The 18,860-nt window shown below is 73.8% G+C and carries 13 protein-coding genes and 1 pseudogene; 6 read left to right on the forward strand and 8 right to left on the reverse strand.

Annotated elements, in window-relative coordinates; genetic code table 11:
• The first annotated feature begins 39 nt into the window (after positions 1–39).
• Positions 40–1,062, forward strand: a complete 1,023-nt coding sequence (locus tag IPL61_34040; GenBank protein ID MBK9036212.1) for a transcriptional regulator — start codon at positions 40–42, stop codon at positions 1,060–1,062.
• A 117-nt stretch (positions 1,063–1,179) separates the two neighbouring features.
• Here the strand turns inward: IPL61_34040 and IPL61_34045 are convergent, their stop codons facing one another.
• Complete coding sequence (locus tag IPL61_34045; protein MBK9036213.1) at positions 1,180–2,430, reverse strand: hypothetical protein; 1,251 nt, start codon at positions 2,428–2,430, stop codon at positions 1,180–1,182.
• A gap of 190 nt (positions 2,431–2,620) precedes the next feature.
• The gene (locus IPL61_34050) at positions 2,621–3,214 is read right to left on the reverse strand and encodes a hypothetical protein (GenBank protein ID MBK9036214.1); all 594 of its coding nucleotides are present in this window, start codon (positions 3,212–3,214) and stop codon (positions 2,621–2,623) included.
• A gap of 759 nt (positions 3,215–3,973) precedes the next feature.
• On the opposite strand from IPL61_34050, the gene IPL61_34055 reads away from it, so the two are divergent.
• The gene (locus tag IPL61_34055; protein ID MBK9036215.1) at positions 3,974–5,059 is read left to right on the forward strand and encodes a slipin family protein; all 1,086 of its coding nucleotides are present in this window, start codon (positions 3,974–3,976) and stop codon (positions 5,057–5,059) included.
• Between the two features lie 12 nt (positions 5,060–5,071).
• Here IPL61_34055 and IPL61_34060 read toward each other — a convergent pair whose 3' ends face one another.
• Positions 5,072–5,857 (reverse strand): SDR family oxidoreductase, encoded by a 786-nt coding sequence (locus tag IPL61_34060; GenBank protein MBK9036216.1) that lies wholly within the window; start codon positions 5,855–5,857, stop codon positions 5,072–5,074.
• A gap of 104 nt (positions 5,858–5,961) precedes the next feature.
• Between IPL61_34060 and IPL61_34065 the strand changes: the two genes are divergently transcribed.
• Positions 5,962–6,975 (forward strand): OmpA family protein, encoded by a 1,014-nt coding sequence (locus IPL61_34065; GenBank protein MBK9036217.1) that lies wholly within the window; start codon positions 5,962–5,964, stop codon positions 6,973–6,975.
• A 245-nt stretch (positions 6,976–7,220) separates the two neighbouring features.
• Here IPL61_34065 and IPL61_34070 read toward each other — a convergent pair whose 3' ends face one another.
• The 5 genes and pseudogenes from IPL61_34070 to IPL61_34090 form a co-directional block, all read right to left on the reverse strand.
• Positions 7,221–7,400, reverse strand: coding sequence for a hypothetical protein (locus IPL61_34070; protein MBK9036218.1), 180 nt, complete (start codon positions 7,398–7,400; stop codon positions 7,221–7,223).
• Positions 7,399–9,186 (reverse strand): annotated as a pseudogene (locus IPL61_34075) (hypothetical protein). The gene IPL61_34070 and the pseudogene IPL61_34075 overlap by 2 nt, the downstream one beginning before the upstream one ends.
• A 17-nt stretch (positions 9,187–9,203) precedes the next feature.
• Entirely contained in the window at positions 9,204–11,867 is a 2,664-nt protein-coding gene (locus IPL61_34080; GenBank protein MBK9036219.1) for a hypothetical protein, read from the reverse strand.
• Complete coding sequence (locus IPL61_34085; protein MBK9036220.1) at positions 11,783–13,324, reverse strand: Ig-like domain-containing protein; 1,542 nt, start codon at positions 13,322–13,324, stop codon at positions 11,783–11,785. Before IPL61_34085 ends, IPL61_34080 begins: the two co-directional genes overlap by 85 nt.
• A gap of 385 nt (positions 13,325–13,709) precedes the next feature.
• On the reverse strand, positions 13,710–16,073 hold the full coding sequence (locus IPL61_34090; protein ID MBK9036221.1) for a hypothetical protein: 2,364 nt from the start codon (positions 16,071–16,073) through the stop codon (positions 13,710–13,712).
• A gap of 169 nt (positions 16,074–16,242) precedes the next feature.
• On the opposite strand from IPL61_34090, the gene IPL61_34095 reads away from it, so the two are divergent.
• Genes IPL61_34095 through IPL61_34105 form a run of 3 tightly spaced genes read left to right on the forward strand, consistent with a single transcriptional unit; the run spans position 16,243 to position 18,838 of the window.
• Positions 16,243–16,968, forward strand: coding sequence for a hypothetical protein (locus IPL61_34095; GenBank protein ID MBK9036222.1), 726 nt, complete (start codon positions 16,243–16,245; stop codon positions 16,966–16,968).
• Complete coding sequence (locus IPL61_34100) at positions 16,965–17,807, forward strand: SAM-dependent methyltransferase (GenBank protein ID MBK9036223.1); 843 nt, start codon at positions 16,965–16,967, stop codon at positions 17,805–17,807. The genes IPL61_34095 and IPL61_34100 overlap by 4 nt, the downstream gene beginning before the upstream one ends.
• 20 nt (positions 17,808–17,827) lie before the next feature.
• The gene (locus tag IPL61_34105) at positions 17,828–18,838 is read left to right on the forward strand and encodes an NADP-dependent oxidoreductase (GenBank protein ID MBK9036224.1); all 1,011 of its coding nucleotides are present in this window, start codon (positions 17,828–17,830) and stop codon (positions 18,836–18,838) included.
• Positions 18,839–18,860: the final 22 nt, after the last annotated feature.

The following is an 18,860-nucleotide window of genomic DNA, read 5'->3' on the forward strand; positions in this document are numbered from 1 at the left end:
GACTGGCCACCTCGGCCTGAACCGGGCGACACTGGCGCCGTGCCGAAGTCGAGAGAGGTCGTCGGACGACGTGCGGATTCGCAGCAGCTGGTGCGGCAGTGGGCGCTCTTGCGGCTGCTGGCGGCGTCGGGCCGGGCGTTCGGCGTGCGCGAGCTGGCCGAGCAGCTCGGCGTCAGCAAGGCGACGATCGAGCGCGACCTGGCCACGCTCGAGCGCGACTTCGCGCTGATCGAGGAGGAGGCCGGGCGCCAGAAGAAGGTCTATCGGCTCGATCAGCAGGTGCGCGCGCTCGAGAGCCTGACCTTCGGCACCACCGAGCTGCTGGCGCTGCACGCGGCGCTGGCCGGCCTGGCGGGCCTGGGCGGCACGCCGATCCACGACGATCTGCGCGCGCTCGCGCTCAAGCTGCGCGGGTTCCTGAGCCCGCGCCACAACGGCGGGCTCGACGCGCTGGCCCGGGTGTTCGCGAGCCACGCCCGCGGCTACGTCGACCACGGCGGCCAGCAGGAGCTGATCGATCAGCTGACCGACGCGATCGCCCGCCGCCGCCGCTGCACGCTCACCTACCACGCGGCCTGGCAGGGCACGACCCGGCGCCACGCGGCCCGGCCGCTGCGCCTGATCTGGCACCGCTCGGCGCTGTACCTGCTGGCGTGCCTGGGCGAGCACGAACGCATCACGACGCTGGCGGTGCAGCGCATCGCCGCGCTCGAGATCGGCCGCGAGCCGTTCCCCGCGCCGCGGGTCGACGTCGACGAGCACGCCCGGCGCGCGTTCGGCATCTTCGTCAGCGACGCCGAGGAGGACGTCGAGATCGTCTTCGACCAGAGCATCGCGTGGCGGCTCGAGGAGCGCACGTTCCACCCCGACGAGCGCAAGGCCCGCGACCGCGACGGCCGGCTGCGCTACCGCGTGCGCTCGAGCGCGCAGTGGGAGATCGTGCCGTGGGTGCTGGGCTTCGGCCCGCTGGCCGAGCTGGTCGCGCCGGCGAGCTGGCGCGCGGCGATCGCGCAGTCGCTGGCCGACTCCGCGGCGCGCTATCCGACCCCGCCGGCTACGTGAGCCGCGCGGCGATCGCGCGGTCGCTGGCCGACACCACCGCGCGCCACGCGACCCGCCGGCCGGGTCCGTGGGCCGCCGCGCGGCGACCGCGGAGTCGCTCGCCGACACCGCGGCGCGCTACCCAACACCGGACGCGTCCGGTGCGCGGCGGCGCCACGCGACCGCGAGCGCGAGCGCCAGCCCCGGGACCAGCGGCGGCGCGCCCCCGCCGGTCGAGCAGCCGCCCTCGGCGGGCAGGTCGTACTCGCGCGCGATCGTCACCTGGTCGGTCGCGGCGCCGTCGACCGGGCGCAGGTCGACGCGGGCCTCGTCGCCGCGGATGTGGAGCGCGAGGACGTAGCTGCGCGCGAGGGCGCCGACCGCGGCCAGGGTCTCGCCGTCGAGGCCGGTCCAGGCCACGCGGGCCGCGACGAGCGCGTCGTCGACGAACCACGCGGTGTGGTCGTCGGTCGCCAGGAACCCGCCGGGGCCCGGGACCCAGGTCCGCGGCAGCTCGGCCAGCGCCAGCGGCGACGCGGCCTCGACCGCCGACCCGCCGGCGGGATCGAGGCGCAGCTCGACCAGCACCGGCGGCGGCGGCTCGGCCGACCACGCGCACGGCCGGCGCATCGTCAGCAGGCGATAGCCGTCGACGGCGGTCAGCAGCGCGCGGACGTCGCCGAGGCAACCGACCGCGGTGTCGGCGTCGACCGCGAGCACCCGCGGCCCGCCGACGACCGCGCCGTCGTGGAGCGCCACGGCCTCGAGCTCGAGCGGCCGCGACGGGTTGAGGCGCCAGCCGCGCCGCACACCGCGGGTCATGAGCACGCCGCCGGCGCCGTCGGTGGCGAGCTGGAACGTGCCGTTCTGGTCGTCGGGATCGAGCACGATCGGCTCGACGCGGGCGCCGATCGCGCCGTCGGCGAACACCCGCGCGACCTGCACCCGATAGCGCTCCTCGACGGCGGCCCACTCGGTCCACGCCACGAACGGGTTGGCGCCGCCGTTGTACGACGTCGCGGTCACCAGCGTCTGCCCGGCGAGCCCGGGCCAGATCGCGAGCGTGCCGTGCAGCGCGATCGCGCTCGGGGTCAGGTCGCCGGCCGGGCGGCCGCCGTCGTCGAGCGGCGCCTCGAGCAGCGCCTCCTGCCCGTCGCCCCGCTGGATCACGAACACGCGGTCCGGGGCGACCGCGGCGGCCGCGAAGCTGATGTGCGGCGGCGGCGGATCGACGTGGCTGCCCCCGCCGCCGCGGCCGCTGCAGGTGCCGTCGTCGCCAGGCACCCACAGGCACGAGCCATCGGCGTGCTGGGTACATCCGGCCAGCGCTGACGCTGCGGCGACCACGAGCGTGGCCAGGGTGGTCACGGCGAACGCGGGGCGAGCCATCGCCGCCACGCACTGCAACGCCCAGGCCACGCCGAAGTCCGCGTCGGCGCGTGCGGCGGGCGTCCGATCTTCCCCACGCGCGCGCCGCGGGCGGCACAGATCGGACAGCGCCGCGGCACCCGCTCCGTCGGGCGCGACCGCCCGCGCAGATCAGGCGTACGCGCACACGCGCGTGGGGTCGAGCGATCGCTCACCCGCAGGCGCACTCGGCGTGCTCGATCGGCGGCGCCGCGGCCGGCCGCGGGAACACCAGCGGCTCGTCGGCGCAGACCAGCGGCCCGACGTGGTGGTTGGGGCCGACGCCGTCGCTGGTCAGCGACCAGCAGAACCGCGCGATGTAGTCGCCCGGCGCCAGGAACGTCGCGCGTTCGCAGGTCAGGTTCGACGTCGAACAGGTCTCGCGCTCGAACACCCGCACGTCCCAGCTCCAGTCGAGCGCGGTGCCGCGCGCGAGCTCGGTGACCTCGGGCTGGGCCTGGCCGCACACCGGACAGCTGCCGCAGCTCGCGCAGTCGCACAGACCGCAGTCGTCGAGGATGGCCAGGGCCGGGCCGCCACCGACCGGGTGGATCGTCAGCCAGCCCTGGCCGCCGGCCCCGGTGCCCGACTGCACGAAGATCGAGTCAGGCACGTCGCTCTGGTACGACAGCCGGAACGTGATGGCCTCGGGCGGCGCGGCGTCGAGCGTCGGCGCGTCGATCACCGGCTGGTCCTGACCGCCGCCGCAGCCGGCCAGCGCCAGGCCGACCGCCGCGGCGGCGCCGATCGATGCGCGCGTGATCATGGCGTTCATCATCATCACCTGCAGCGCAGCATACGATGTGCCAGCGCAAGCGTGCGCGTTCACGGCGCCGGCCCGCAGAATCCCGAGGACGAGCCACGGACCTCCGAGCGCGACCGCGCGCCACGTGCGCCCGCGCGCGATTTTGTGATTGACGATCGCGCGGACATTCCGTAGAAGCGTCCTTGTCTCGTCGCCGTCAGCGGCGAGGCACCTGGCGGGAGGGCAGAGGTCAGGCGTCGCAGGTCGCGTCGCGCTCCTCGGTCGGCACGCTGGCGCACGCCCCCCACGGCGTGTTCGCAGGTTCGTGTCCCGACGCCACCCCGTCAGTCAGGGAAAGAGGGTTCGACTCCCTCCAGCTCCGCCCACTCTGGAGCTGACGCCGAACGGCAAGGCACTGGGTCGCCATCCCAGCTCCCGACGCTGCCGCTGCCCACCAGCAGCACTCGCTCGCAGCGAAAAAACTTGGCCGGTCGGACGTGGCCGGGCCCGGCGGTGGTGCTCGCACCATCGCCACCCGCTCCTCGTCCGGGCGTCGCGCCGAACCGCGTGTCACCGGGCCCAGCCTCGCCGAATCGTCGACGAGGTCCGGCCCGCCTGCCCCGCGCGCCGCCGCGCCGCCCGCCCGGGGTCGGTCCCCCGCGCGCGCCGGTCGCGTGACGTCGACGTCTCGGACGTCGGCTCAGCGCCACCGCCGCGTCGGTCGGCCCGGTCGCCTCCGACCTCCTTTCTCCATCCCCCTGCAAGAGAGGCAGGTGTCCCATGAAGCACGTCACGATCCCGATCACCCAGCGCGCCATCCTCACCAAGCACGGCGTGCCCCTGCGTCCGCTCGCGCCCGGCAAGCACAGCTTCTGGACCAGCGCCTACGACGTCCTGCGCTTCGAGCGCGCCGAGCTGGTGTTCGACGCCGCGCCCGAGGTCCGCGCGGTCATGCCGGTCGGCTGGTACGCCGAGGCCGCGGTCGGGCCGCGTCAGCGCGGCGTCCTGTGGAAGAACGACCGCCCGGTGAAGTTCCTGCGGCCGGGCCTGCACCGCTACTGGATCGGCGACGCCGCGGTCGAGCTGCGCGCGTACGAGATCGACCAGCCGATGCCCGAGCTCACCGAGGAGCTGCGCGCGCTCATCCCGGCCAACGAGCTGGTCGACGTCACCGTGCTGCACCACCAGCGCGGCCTCAAGTACGTGAGCGGCCGCTTCGTCGAGCAGCTCGGCCCCGGTCGGTACCTGTTCTGGAACCCGCCCGACGCCAAGGTCGCGATCGCGGCCCTCGACACCCGCCTGCAGCTCCTGGCGGTGCCGGCCCAGGAGCTGATGACCAAGGACAAGGTCACGCTGCGCCTGACGCTGACGCTCGAGTACGCGCCGACCGATCTGCCGGTGGCGATCCACGCGGTCGCCGACCTGAAGGACGCGCTGTACCTGGAGGTCCAGCTGGCCGCGCGCGACTACGTCGGCGCGACCACGCTCGACGAGCTGCTCGAGGGCCGCGAGGCCATGACGCGCTACCTCGAGAGCCGGGTCGTGCCGCGGGCCAAGGACGTCGGCGTCGCGGTCCACCGGGTCGGCGTCAAGGACGTGGTCCTGCCGGGCGAGATGAAGACCCTGCTCAACCGCGTCATCGAGGCCGAGAAGGAGGCCGCGGCCAACGTCATCACCCGGCGCGAGGAGGCGGCGGCGACCCGCAGCATGGCCAACACCGCGCGCGTGTTCGCGGAGCAGCCGCTGCTCCTCGAGCTCAAGCGGCTCGAGACCTTGAAGGAGGTCGCGGGCAAGGTCGGCGCGATCAAGCTGGTGATGGGCGCCGAGGGCGTGACCGGCCTGCTCGGCGACGGCAAGCGGCCGTGACCCGCCGACGGCTCACGGCCGCGGCGGCGTGACGAACGGGGGCCGGGCCTCGACCTCGGCCAGGTCGGGCGCGGCGTAGTAGGCCGCGACCTGGGCCTTGTACTCGGGGCGGGTGTAGACCTCGGCGCACGGCCGGTCGATCGCGTCGGCGATCACCGTCGCCACCTCGGCCACCGGCTGGGCGCCGGGGATCGCGCGCGAGTCGACGCCGCCGTGGCGAGCGTTGGCGCCGAACTCGGTCGCGACCACGCCCGGCAGGACCAGGGTCACGTGCAGGTCGGGCGACGCCGCGCGCAGCTCGACGCGCAGGTTGGCCGTGAGCGCGTTGAGCGCGTGCTTGGCGGCGCTGTAGGCCGCGCGCGGGCCGAACAGCGGGATGCGGCCGAGCACCGACGACACGTTGACGATGTGGCCGCGGCCGCGCGCGCGGAAGTGCGGCAGCGCCGCCTGCACACCGTACATCACCGCCTTGACGTTGATCAGCCACATCTCGTCGAGGTCGTCGTCGGTGACCTCGGACGCCGGCCGGGTGATGCCGCGCCCGGCGTTGTTGACCAGCACGTCGAGGTGGCCGAACCGCGCCACGGTCTCGGCCACGGCCCGCTCGAGGTCGGCGCGGCGGGTGACGTCGGCGACGATGGCGTGGGCCCGGGGCCCGGCCCGGCCGGCGGCCGCGGCCAGGGCGTCGGCCCGGCGCGCCAGCAGCACCGGCGTGCCGCCCCGGCGACCGACCTCCTCGGCGAGCGCCGCCCCGATGCCGGCGCTGGCCCCGGTGATCATGACGATCTTGTCGTTCATGGGCGCACTCTACGACGGTCCGGTCCGCGGGCCAGCGCCAAGCCGGCCCCAGCCTTTGCGATCGCCGCGCGGATCTGGTGTAGTCCGCGCCTTCCATGCGCGCCGTGTCCCCGACCCGTTTCGCCTCGCTGTGCCTCCTCGCCCTCGCGCTCGCCGGCGCCGCCGCCTGCGACCACAAGGAGCGTCGAACCGACAACCCCGCGCAGACCGCGTGGACCAGCGCCGAGCGCGGCATGGTCGCGCGCATGTCGGGCCTGCGCGATCGCCAGAAGATCCTGTCCGGGCGCATCTCGGCGCTGGCCGTGCCCGAGGGCACCGAGGACGCCAACCTGACCCAGACCATCGCCGACCTCCAGGGCGCGCTCGGCACGATCGACGGCGCGTGCACCGCCGCCGACAAGGCGCTCGAGCAGGCCCGGGCCAACGCCGCCGCCGCGCTGGCGTCGCCGGATCGCATCGCCGCCGAGCGCCAGGTCACCGCCGGCGCCAACACCTTCGCGGCGAGCGCCCAGGCCGCCGAGGCGGTGATGGGCCAGATCGAGCCTCGGGTCGTCCAGGGCGAGCAGATCATGAAGCGGCTCATGGCGATCGTCGCCGCCGAGGTCGCGCGCCTGCAGCGCCTCGCCGCCGAGGGCGGCAGCATCGACTTCTCGGACATCGACTTCCAGGCCGGCTCGGCCGAGTTCGACTTCACCCACGCGACCAGCAAGGCGACGCTCGAGCGCCTGGCGAGGTTCGGCGCCAGCTGCCCCGAGCTGCGGTTCAGCATCTCGGGCCACACCTCGAAGGAGGGCGCCGCCGCCGCGAACCGTACGCTCAGCCTCGCGCGCGCCGACGCGGTCAAGGGCTACCTGGTCGCCCAGGGCGTCGCCGCCGAGAAGATCGTGCGCACCGCCGGCCTCGGCTCGACGACGACGTTGATCGACGAGCCCGACCCCGAGTCGCCGGCGGCGGCGGCCATGCCCGCGGCGCAGCTCGATCTGATCCGCCGGCGCAACCGCCGCGTGAACGTCGAGGTCGTGACGCCGTGCCCCCCGACGCCGTCCGCGCCGCCGTCGACCGACGCGCCGCCGACGCCGCCGACCGCCGAGCGCGTCCCCGCCGCCGCGCCGCACTGAGTTCCAGGAGGGGCTTTCGCAAGGCCCCTCCCCCGGCATACGCCGGGGCCCCCACCCGAAACGGCCCAGAGCCGCGATCGCAGGTCTGGCGTCGACCGAGCGCGCCGGGATCTGAGAGAGGGCTTCGCCAAGGCCCTGGGTGCCCGACGGCCGGTGATCGGCACCGAGCCGCGTCAGCACCTGGAGTTGATCGCCGGCCCGCGCCGAGACCGGAGGGGCGTCCGAAGAGCCCCCCGCCGGCGCGGCTACTCGACGACGACCTTGTCCGAGGACGATCGGCCGAAGGTCTCGGGGTGGTACATCTCCTCGGCCTTGGTCGGCGGCACGACGAACGTGCCGGGCGTGGTGGCGCGGGCGACGTAGGTGTAGTCGTAGACGCCCTCCCACAGGAGCGACGTGAAGGCCTCGACCCGCTCGTCGCGCATGTTCCTGGTGCTCGTACCAGGTGCGCGACCACCACCAGTAGCGGTTGCCGCCCTTCGCGGGCTGCGGATCCTGCGGCACCGGGCCGGTCACCGCCAGCGCCGGGTTCATCGGCTCGAGCCCGGCCGGCAGCGGATCGACCAGCGCGACGTGGTAGCGGCGGCTCTCGGCCACCATCGACAGGCGCACGCGCACCCGCGCGCCGGCCTTGATCTTCCACGAACCGTCCGGATTCCGGACCACGTCGGCGGGATCGTCGACGGGCTCGTACCGGCGCAGCACGGTGAAGCCGTAGTCGGCGGCCGCGAGCTGCAGGTTGGCCGGCGCGTAGGTCATCCCGACCCGGTAGTACAGGCGGCCGACGCCGTCCTTCTGGATCACCAGGTCGGCGGGGCCCTTGCTGGCCTTGTCGGCGACGGTCTGCATCGGGATGTCGATCGCGAACCGATCGGTCTGCCGGCCCTTGAACGCGTGGTCGCCGGCGTAGCCGTCGCCCAGCCAGATCTTGGCGACGAAGTCGGGCGTCACCTTCTCGTACTCGTGGAAGTACAGGTCGAGCGCCGACAGCACGAACACGTTCTCCTGCGTCGACTCCCAGCGCCCGGCCTTGGCGTGGCCGAGCAGGCCGATCACCAGCTTGGGGATCAGGTCGCTGGCGCGGGCCTCGGCGATCAGCGACTCGAGCACGATCGCGTCGACGCGCCGGTCGCTGTGCAGGATCAGGTAGGCGCCGTCGGTGACCGCGGTCGTGAAGTTCGCGGCGGCGGCGGTCTCGGTGACCTTGTTGTCGAGGTGGCGGACGATGGCCTTGCGCTCGTCGGCGGCGTCGGCCTGCTGCGCGACCACGCCGAGGAGCCAGCCGACCGCCTCGAGCGAGAGCTGGTCGACGCCGCCGGCCTCCTTGATCAGGCCCTTGGCGCGCGCCACGTCGCGATCGCCCGCGAGCGTGCGCGTGTAGAGCGCGTACGAGGTGATCGTGCGCCGGGTCTGCTGGTCGTAGTAGCTCGGGTAGCGCCGCTCGATCGTGCGCAGGTACTCGAGGCCGCGGTCGAGCGGGCCGCGCTCGATCGTGAAGCCCTTGGCCTGGGCGCGCACCATCGCGTTGACGACGTGCACCGTCAGGTACGGCCACGACTCGTAGCCGCGCTGCCAGAACGGGAAGCCGCCGTCGCCGTTCTGCAGCGCGTACAGGCGCTCGAGGTCGTCGCCGACCCGGGCCTCGAGCTTGGCCTGGCTGGGCAGCCCCGGCGCCGCGAACGCCGCGAGCACGTCGCGCAGATCGGCGATGCCGGCCACGCGCGAGCTGATCTGCTCGCTGCACTCGAACGGGTACGCGATCAGGTACAAGAACGCGTCGGTGAGCGCCTGGAGCTGGGTCGACGAGGTCTCGACCTGGAGCCCGCCGAACTGGGTCACGACCTGGCCCGGCAGCGCGATCGGCTGCTTGATCGCGCCGGCGTCGATCTGGCCGTAGGTGGCGAAGGCCTCGGTCGTGGCCGGGGTCCACACCGGCAGCGCCACCTCGGCGGCGTCGGCGCCGGCCGACGAGGTCGCGACCAGCTGGAACCGCGCGGTGCCGGCCATCACGGCCGCGGCCGGGAACCGCACCTCGGCGCGGTCGTTGGCGGGCACGGTCACGCGCCGGCCGGCGCCGGCGGTGAGCGTGGCGTTCGACGCGCGCACCGCGACGTCGACCGCGAGCGGCGCGTCGGTCTGGTTCTGCACCACGACCGGCAGCTCGAACTTGTCGCCGAAGTTGAGGAACCGCGGCGGCGACGGCCGCACCATCACCGGCAGCCGCGCCGTCAGCGCGCCTCGCCCTTGCCGAACTGGCGCTCGCCCGCGACCGCGATCGCGATCAGCCGGTAGCGCGTCAGGTTGTCGGGCAGGGTCAGCGCGAGCGTGGCGGTGCCGTCGGCGCCGGTCTTGACCTCGGGCGCGAACGCCGCGAGCGGGTTCAGGTTCGTGCGCACGGCGATCGGGCTGTTGGCGGCGGCCGCGGCGTTGGCGTCCTTGCCGCCGATCACCTTGGGTGACGGCTTGCCGTCGGGCGGCGGCGGCGGCGCCGGCGGCGGTGGCGGCATCCCGCCGGCCATGTCGGCCTCGGCGGCCTCGGGCGCGGTGGTCGTCGCCGTGACGCGGCCGCCACCGCCCGGCCCCTGGCCCTGCTGGGCCAGCCCGGTGACGTCGGGCTGCGCCAGCTTCACGAACGAGCGCAGGCGGTGGTCGGTCGCGCCCAGGTCGCGCTGCTGATAGAAGGTGTCGATCGGGTTGGCGAACTGGTAGCCGGTGAGCGACAGCACGGCCTCGTCGACGGCGATCACCGCGACCTCGGCGCCGCTGACCGGCTTGCCGGCCGCGTCCTTGACCGTGACGCCGAGCGAGGTCTTGGCGCCGGGCGCCAGCTTGTCGGTCGGCGGCGTGATCGTGACCGCCAGCGTGCGGTGCCGCGGCGGGACCGCGAGGTTGATCGTGCCGACGCCGTAGGCCGGGCGCTTGGGCAGCGTGGCGTCGGGCTGGCCGTCGTCGCCGACCCGGGCGCTCATGCCGACCAGGTCGACCTGGACGTACAGGTTGGGCGTGTAGCCGTCGGTGATCGGCACCGTGACCTTGTGGGTCGGCCCGGTCATCGTGAAGCGCGACGACGAGACGATGCCCGAGCGGCGCACGCTGAGCACGCCCTCGGCCGGGTAGAACGGCGCCTGGATCAGCAGCTCGGCGGTGTCGCCGGGCTGGTACTCCTTGGCGTTGGGGATGAGCGTGACCTGCTCCTCCTCGACGTCGCGGGCCGGCGGGGTCTTGCCGCCCGAGACCCAGACCGTCAGCTCGGTGCGGTTCTTGCGGCCGCGGTCGTCGGTGACGACGCCGGTGATGCGGTACTGCCCGCCCTCGGGCGTCGTGAACGAGCACAGGCCGGCGGCGGCGGCCGAGGTCAGCGCGCACGCCTGCACGTCCTCCTCGGTCTCGACGTACCTGCCCTTGTCGTACTTCCAGTCGAGGCGGACCGCCTGCAGCTCGATCGGCCGGCCGAGCACGGCCTGGCCGTCGAGGTCGACGTCGATCGCCTCGACCTCGATCGGCTGGCCCTTGTCGACGTACGGCCGCTTGCTGCGCAGGCCGACGTAGTGGACCGCCGGGTGGATCAAGAGCGTCGTGGCCGCGTTCCACGCCTGGCGGTTGACGTCGGTCACCGACGCGTTGGCGCTGACCGTCATCGGGGTCGGCGGGTTGACGCCGAGGAAGTCGAGGTGCAGCACGTGGGCGCCGGTGGCGTCGGTCTTGCCCTGGTGGTTCCAGCTCTGCGGCGCCTGGTAGCTCGGACCTTCGTCCCACCAGCGCCGGCCCCAGCCCCACCACGGCACCCACTTGCCGAACGTGAAGTCGTCGCGGTTGGGCGGCGTGAACGTGGTCTCGGTCGCGGTCAGGGACCAGTTGACGTCGGCGCCGGCGAGGCCGCCGCCGGCGAAGTAGCTCGCCTGCACCGTCACGTCGGCGCTGCCGCCGATCACCTTGATCGCGTCGTCGGCCTTGGCGCTGACCTCGTACTCGGGCCGCCGGAACTCCTGGATCTGGAAGCCGTGGTAGCCCGAGCCCGACAGCCGGCCCTTGGCCTCGAGCTGGATCGACGCGTAGCCGAGGTTGGGCGTGCCCGGCAGCTTGAACATCAGATCGAAGCCGCCCAGCGCGCTGACCTTGACCGTGCCCTTGGTCAGCTCGTTGCCGATCGGATCGATCACCTTGTAGCTGACCGACGACACCAGCCCGGCGATGCCGGCGACGTCGCCGCCCTCGCGGCCCTGGTGCACGCGCAGCCAGCCCTTGACCCGCACCTCCTCGCCTGGCCGGTACATCTGGCGGTCGTCGGTGATGTGCCAGAGCAGCTGATCGTCGACGTCGCGCTTGCGCCACTGCGGCTCGTCGCCCCACCAGCCGTAGCCGTCGGGCACGAACGCCACGTCGTCGCCCTTCTTGGCGACCAGCATGCCCGGGCCCGTCAGGCCGCGCGCCGACAGCGCCATCACGGCCGTGCCGTCGTCGCCGGACCTGGCCGCGATGCCCCACGGCTCGATCGACAGCGCCGCGTCGGCGACCGGCGCGCCGTCGCCGAGCCGGTTGACCCACGCGTGCAGCTCGCCGGCGTCGACCGCCGCGTCGACGCCCAGCCGGGTCGACTGCGCCCAGGTGATCAGCCGCGGCGGATCGTAGCGCTCGCGCCACGGCGACGGCTCGATCACCGCGATGACGTGGCCGAGGCCGCCCTTGAGCGCGGGCGCCAGCTCGACGTGGGTCTCGGTCAGCTCGTCGTCGGCGCCGCCGACCTTGATGACCTGATCGAACACCTTCTTGCCGGGCAGCGTCGGCTTCTTGCGCTGCCACTGGTTGTTCATGTACTTGCCGAACGCGGCGTAGTCCGACGGCGCGACCGCGTAGAGCGCGACCTTGAGCCCGTCGTAGTTGGTCGTGAACACGTCGAGCGTCGGCGCGCGCGCGCGGGATCGAGCACGACCAGGCCCGACGGGCCGTAGAAGTTCAGGTAGGCCTTGCCGGTCTTCCACCGCAGCTCGGCGTCCTTGCCCAGCGTCTGCCCGAAGCGGTCGAGCACGCCGCCCGACACCACGGTCTGGTACGCGGTCTGGCCGGCGGTGAGGCCCTGGACCATGACGTAGTTGCCGTTGGCGGTCACCGCCGCGCGCGCGATCGCCGGCGTCGTCACGACCTGCGCCGCGTCGAAGCGATCGACCTCGAGCGGGTTGTTGAACTCGATCTGGAACGGCGCGCCCGGCGGGCACTCGCCCCAGCCGCACTCGGCGCGCACGATCTTGAGCGGCGGGTACGTGTCGAAGCTGAAGGCCTGGCGATCGGTGGTGCGGTTGGGGCCCTCGGCCGACGGCGTGCCCGGGCCGACCGTGACCTCGACGTGGGTGTCCTTGGGGAACGGCTCGGTGGCCGCGAACGCCAGCCAGCGGCCGTCCTGCTCGGCGGCCTTGGTCGAGTCGACCAGGCTCTTGACGACCTCGTGCGTGGCGATCTCGGCGTCGGTCAGCAGCCGCGTGGCGTAGGTCTTGCCCGCGCCCTTGACCGTGATCGTCGCCAGCACCGCGGCCGGATCGATCTGCTGATCGAAGCGCACGAACATCGGCGCGTCGAGGCGCTGGGGCCCACCGCCCGGCCAGCTGGCCTCGACCCGCGGCGTCGGCGTCGTGAACGTGAACCGCTTGGCGTCGGCCAGCACGTTGCCGGTGGCGCTCTTCGTGCCCTTGGCGACCGCGACCGTGTAGGTCGTCGCCTGCGGGAACCGGACCGTCGGATCGAACACGATCGTCTTCGTGCCGAGCCAGCGCCAGCGCCCCGGCGGCGTCGGCGACAGCGTCACCGGCACCACCGCCGCCGCGTCGTCCTGCGAGGTCACCGCGACCATCGGCTGCGAGAACGTGAGCTGCAGCTGCGGCGCGACCGGCACGTCACCCTCGGGCGCCCACCGCACGAGCGTCAGCGGCTTGCCGGCGTCGTTGGTCGCCGGCGGCGGCCCCGCCTGCGGGTTCGGCACCGGGAACGTGCCCTTGATCGTCTTGCCGGTCCGCGGCGGCGGCTGCGACCGGTCGCGCAGCGCGAACGCCTGCGTGTCGTCGGGCTTGGCGCCGACCGGCGCGACCCGATCGAGGATCGCCTTGGCCGCGGCGTCATCGAGCTGCTGCGTCGGCGGGAGCTGCGATCGGTCGGCGGCCGGCGCCCCGGCCCGGCCATCGGACAGCCGCATCGTCAAGCCCGGCTTGTCGTCCTGGACCAGGGGCTGACCACCGGGCGTGACGACGCCCGAGCCGCCGCCGGTGGGCGGGCGCGACCCGGCCTTGGGGCCGCACGAGACCGAGACGAACGAGATCACCGTCGCGAGCGCGACGGAGCGGATCGTGATGCTGCGTTTCACGGGGGGAGCTCCTGGAGGTCGCGCATAGCAACGCACCGCGCCGACCTTCGGCCTGACGGTGGCCCCCCGCGTCATGGGCGTCAACCGATCCATCCCCGTGAACGCCCGCGGCGGTGTCGCAGCCAAGGGCGTCGATGGGCGCGGTGTCGCCGACGGCTCCGGCCCCGACGTCGACCTCCGATGCCGACTTGGTCTCCGACGCCGACCCCGATACCGACGCCGATCCCGATCCCGATCCCGATCCCGCCCCCGATCGCGACGCCGACCCCGACCCCGATCCCGATCCCGATCCCGATCCCGCCCCCGATCGCGACGCCGACCCCGATCCCGATCCCGACCCCGATCCCGACGCTGATCGCGACTCCGGATTCACCTCACCGGAGGATCACTGCGGCGCGGGCGCCGGCGCCGCGGCCTCCGCCGCAGCCTTGTCCGCCGCAGCCTTGTCCGCGGCAGCCTTGTCCGCCGCCGCCTGGTCCGCGGCAGCCTTGTCCGCCGCAGCCTTGTCCGCGGTCGCCTTGTCGGCGTCCGCCGCAGCCTTGTCCGCGATCGCCTTCTCCGCCGCGGCCTTCTTCTCCAGGTCCGCGGCCTCGCGCCACGAGCCCTTGTACCCGGGCGCGTTCTTGCCGATGACCTTGACGCTCTGGATCTTGCGCGGCAGCCACGTGTCGATCTTGCCGGCGTACCAGCTCGCGCCGAGCACCAGGAGCACGACCAACGCGGCCCACAGCTTCCAGCGGCTCTTCTTGTCGGCGTACGGATCCTCGAGGGATCGGGTCGATCCCTTCGGCAGCACCGACAGCGCGGTCATCGACGCGCCGAAGGCGACGTTGACCCGGGCCTTGACGTTCACGGCCCAGCCGTTGGCGTCGAGGATCGGCCCCAGGTTGCGCTGGCGCAGCTTCATCCACGCCAGCAGCATCGACGGACCCGAGATCGCGAGCAGCAGCGCGGCGACGCCGAGCGGCGCCCAGACACCCATCTTGACCAGCATCGCGATCAGCCCGCCGACCGCGCCCGCGACCGCGGCGATGGCGAGGCTGAGGATCGCGATGACGCCGAGGTCGAGCTTCTTCTTCTCGGGCGGCGCCGCGGCCGCGTCCTTGGGCTTGTCGACGGCGGCGACCGCGGCCGCGGCGGCGTCGATCTTGCCCGAGCTCCTGGTGTCGGCGTCGGCGGCGCGCTTGTTGATCTGGTCCTCGATCAGGCGGACCAGCTTCTTGTAGGGCGCGAAGAACGCCTGGCGGACGCTGATCGGGTTGGCGACCAGCTTCGTCACCGTCGCGTCCCAGTCCTTGCCGTCGCGATCGTAGAAGATGCCGTTGCGGCCGACGAACACGTTGTCGGCGTCGCCGTTGGTCAGGGCCGCGGCGATCGTCCGGGTGGCACCGGCGCGCTTGAGGTCGCAGTACGCGAGGTACGCCGACGACATCCCGGCCAGCGCGCCGTGCTTGCCGGCGTCCGACACTGGCACGGTCAGGCTGAAGGCGCGCCCGTCGAGGTACAACGTGCCGGCCTGGAACACGCCGTCCTTCTTCGAGTAGAAGTCCGAGAAGTTGACGAAGTTGCGCAGGATGCGGCCGAGGTCCCGCTGGAACCGGCACAGCTTCTCGACCGAGGCGATCGCCTCGTAGTCGCCGACCAGGGCCTCGTCGTCCTCGATCAGCTTCGCGATCTTCGCGCGCGCGTCGCCGGTGGCCAGGGCCACGACGCGGGGCTGGTCGAGCTTGGCCGCGCCGGTACCGGGCTTGGCGCTGCGCCACGCCTCGAACGGCGCCAGCTTGGTCACGACCGCCGCGAAGTCATCCGCGGTGAGCACGTCCCGGGCGCCGACGATGGGCTTGACCGCGACGTCGGCGAAGGTGACCAGCGCGTCGGCCCAGGCCGGGTTGACGCCGGCGCGCAGCGCGAGCGGCTTGCCCGGCTCGATCTTGGTCAGCGGCAGGCGGGCGATGTCATCGGCGCCGCGGGTGAGCTCCTTGGCCCCGAGCGCGGTGAAGTCGGCCTCCTGGCCGTTGAGCCCGGCGACCGCGCGGCCGTCGAACGCGGCCAGGGCCGCGCGCGCGAAGTAGTCCTCGATCTTGGCCTTGACCGCGGCCAACGCGTCGGCCGCGGCGGCGCTGTCCGCGCCCAGCGTCGCGGCCGCCTCGGCGCCCTTGTGCCACGCGGCGGCGGCCTCGACGTCGGCGAAGAACGCGTCGACCTTGGCCTGATCGACGCCGGGCTTGCCGCTGCGGTCGGTGACCCCGCCGACCGCGGCGACGGCCTCCTCGATCGCGAGCTTGGTGTCGGCGTCGGCCCCGGCGGTCTCCGGGATCACGATGCCGTCGCCGTTGAGCGTGGTGTCGCTGAACTTCTTGACCGCGTCGACCACGTCGGCGACGGCGATCGTCGCGGCGCTGGCCTTGCCGGCGTCGGCGAGGATGCGCTTGGCGGCGGCGAGGACCGCCGCGTCCTTGATCGCGGTCAGCGCCACCGCGTCGCTCGACTTGAGGACGTCGTCGGCGCTCTTCCAGGTGGCGCCGACCCAGGCGACCGCCTCGAGCACGTCGGGCACGCGCACCCGCCCGTCCTTGTCGCCGTCGAGCAGATCCATCGTCGCCGGGTCGATCGCGACGTCGCGCGTCGGCATCGCCAGCGCGACCCACAGCTTCTGATCGAGCTCGGGCAAGGCCAGGAGATCGGCGCCGGTGCGGATCGCGACCTGATCGACGCCGCCGGCGCGGAAGAAGTGCCACGTGTGTGCCATGGAGCGCAGGCTAGGCGATCACGGAGGCCAGGAGTAGGGGGCCGGGGCAACGGCCGGGGCGCGCCGGGATAGCGACCGCGGTCCAGATGTCGGGCCGCGTACACCGGAGCGCCGCGATGATCGCGGCCACGCCTTGCGCCCCGGCCGCGGATCGTCGACGGTCTGGGCGGTGGCGACGACCCGCTGTCCCGACTGTCACGCCTCGCTCGTCGTACCCGAGGACCCCACCGCCACGACCATGCGGTGCGGGTACTGCGGGGCGACCGTGGCCCTGGCCGACGCCGAGGCTCGACGCCGGCACGCGCTCGAGCTCGAGCGCGAGGCCCGGCTGCGCGAGCAGGCCCACATCGCCGACGCCCGCGCGGCCCGGCGCGAGGCCCGCGAGGCCGAGGAGCGGATCGAGGAGAAGCGCGAGCGCCGGCGCGGCCGCTGGGGCGCCCGGATCATGACGCTCTTCGCGGTGCTGGCGGCGCCGACGATCATCGCCGTCACCGTGTTCGACCTGCCGGCCCGGCTGGGTTTCGGCGCGTCGGGCGCCGATCGGCTCAAGCAGGTGACCGCGCAGCTCGTGGCCACCGGCTGCACCGTGCTCGCGCCGGTCCGCTCGACCTACGCCACGGGCACGGTGTCGACGCTGGTCGCGGTCGACGGCGGGTGCGTGCGCATCCTCGCCGCCGGCGCCGGCGATCACCGCACGCTCGGGCTGCGGCTGTTCGGCTCCGACGGCCGCCAGATCGCCAAGGCCACCGACGCCCTCGATCCCCAGCTCGCGTACTGCCCGGCCGTGGCGGAGACCCTGCGCTACGAGATCGTCGTCGGCCCGGCGGCGAAGGGGCGGCTGAGCCACACGGTGCTGCGCTGCCCCGCGCCGCCCGCGAAGCCGGGCACGCGGTGACCGCGGCCCGTCGCCCCGCCGGCTGGATCGCGCCGGGGCCGGCGCCGGCCGGCGCCCGCGGTCGGCCCGAGCTGGCGCCCGGCCCCGATGAGGATCTGTCGTATCTGGCCGGCGACTGGCGCCTGTTCCAGAAGCGCACCGGCCACCGCTGGAGCCTCGACGATCTGATGACGGCGTGGGTGGCGACGCGCGGGCGCGACCCCGCCGCGGCGGTGCGCGCGCTCGACCTCGGCTGTGGCCAGGCCAGCGTGCTGTTGCTGGTGGCGTGGCGGCTGCCCCGCGCCGACGTCACCGGCGTCGAGGCCCAGGCCGATCGCGCGGCCCTGGGCCGACGCTCGATCGCCTACGACGGCGTCGATGCTCGGTGCCGGATCGTCGACGGCGACCTCCGGACCGACGCGGCGGCGCTGGGCGGCGGCTTCGACCTCGTGACGGGGACCCCGCCGTACTTCCCGCGCGGCACCGGCGTCGAGTCGGCCAAGCCCCACGCGGCGCCGTGTCGGTTCGAGCTGCGCGGCGGCGTCGAGGACTACCTCGCGGCCGCGGCCGCCGCGGTGGCGCCGGCCGGTGCGGTCGTCGTGTGCACGTCGACCCTCGAGCGCGCGCGCGTCACCGCCGGCGCGGCCGCGGCCGGGCTGCACGTCCACGCGCACTGGGAGATCGTGCCGCGCACCGACAAGCCGCCGCTGGTGGCGATCGACGTCCTCGGCTCCGCCGCGGGCGACCGCGCCGACCACACGTTGACCGTGCGCGATCGCGCCGGCGCGTGGACGCCCGAGTTTCGCGCCGTCCGGGTCGCGATGGGCATGCCCGACACGCCACCTGGAGCCCGACCATGAGTCCCACGAGGAGTCCCGCCATGATGAACCAGCAGATCGTCCTCGCCTCGCGCCCGACCGGCGCCCCCACCGTCGACAACTTCGCCGTGGTCGAGCAGCCCGTGGCGGACCTCGCCGACGGCCACGTGCTGGTGCAGCACAGCTACCTGAGCCTCGACCCGTACATGCGCGGCCGGATGAACGACGGCAAGAGCTACGCCGCGCCCCAGCCGCTGGGCGAGGTGATGATCGGCGGCACGGTCGGCGAGGTCGTGGCGTCGCGCGCGGCCGGGTTCGCCGCCGGCGATCACGTCGTCGGCATGGGCGGCTGGCAGCGCTACTTCGCAGGTGAGCCGCACCGCGCGATGTTGCGCAAGGTCGACACCAGCCGCGTGCCGCTGCGCGCGTACCTGGGCCCGGTCGGCATGCCCGGCGTGACGGCGTGGTACGGCCTCGACCGGATCATCGCGCCCACGCCAGGCCAGACCGTGGTCGTCAGCTCGGCCGCCGGCGCGGTCGGCGGCGTCGTCGGGCAGCTCGCCAAGCGCCGCGGCGCCCGCGCGGTCGGCATCGCCGGCGGCCCTGCCAAGTGCGCCTACGTGGTCGACGAGCTCGGCTTCGACGCGTGCGTCGACTACAAGGCCCACCCGGACCTGCGGGGGCTGATCGGCGCGCTCAAGGCGGCGTGCCCCGACGGCATCGACGGCGACTTCGAGAACGTCGGCGGCCTGATCCTCGACGCGATCATGGCGCGGATGAACCCGTTCGGGCGGATCGCGCTGTGCGGCATGATCGCGGGCTACGACGGCGCGCCGATCCCGATGGCGGCGCCGCAGCTGCTGCTCGTGTCGCGCCTGCGCATCGAGGGCTTCATCGTCAGCGAGCACATGGACGCGTGGCCGCCGGCGCTGGCCGAGCTCGGCGGCGCGGTCGCCGACGGCACGCTGCGCTACCGCGAGACGATCGCCGACGGCCTGGCCAGCGCGCCGGCCGCGTTCGTCGGCATGCTCAAGGGCGCGCACGTCGGCAAGCAGCTGGTCCAGATCGGGTGATCGCGGGCGCCGATGCGCTACC

The organism is Myxococcales bacterium, assembly GCA_016717005.1.
GTDB lineage: Bacteria > Myxococcota_A > Polyangia > Haliangiales > Haliangiaceae > UBA2376.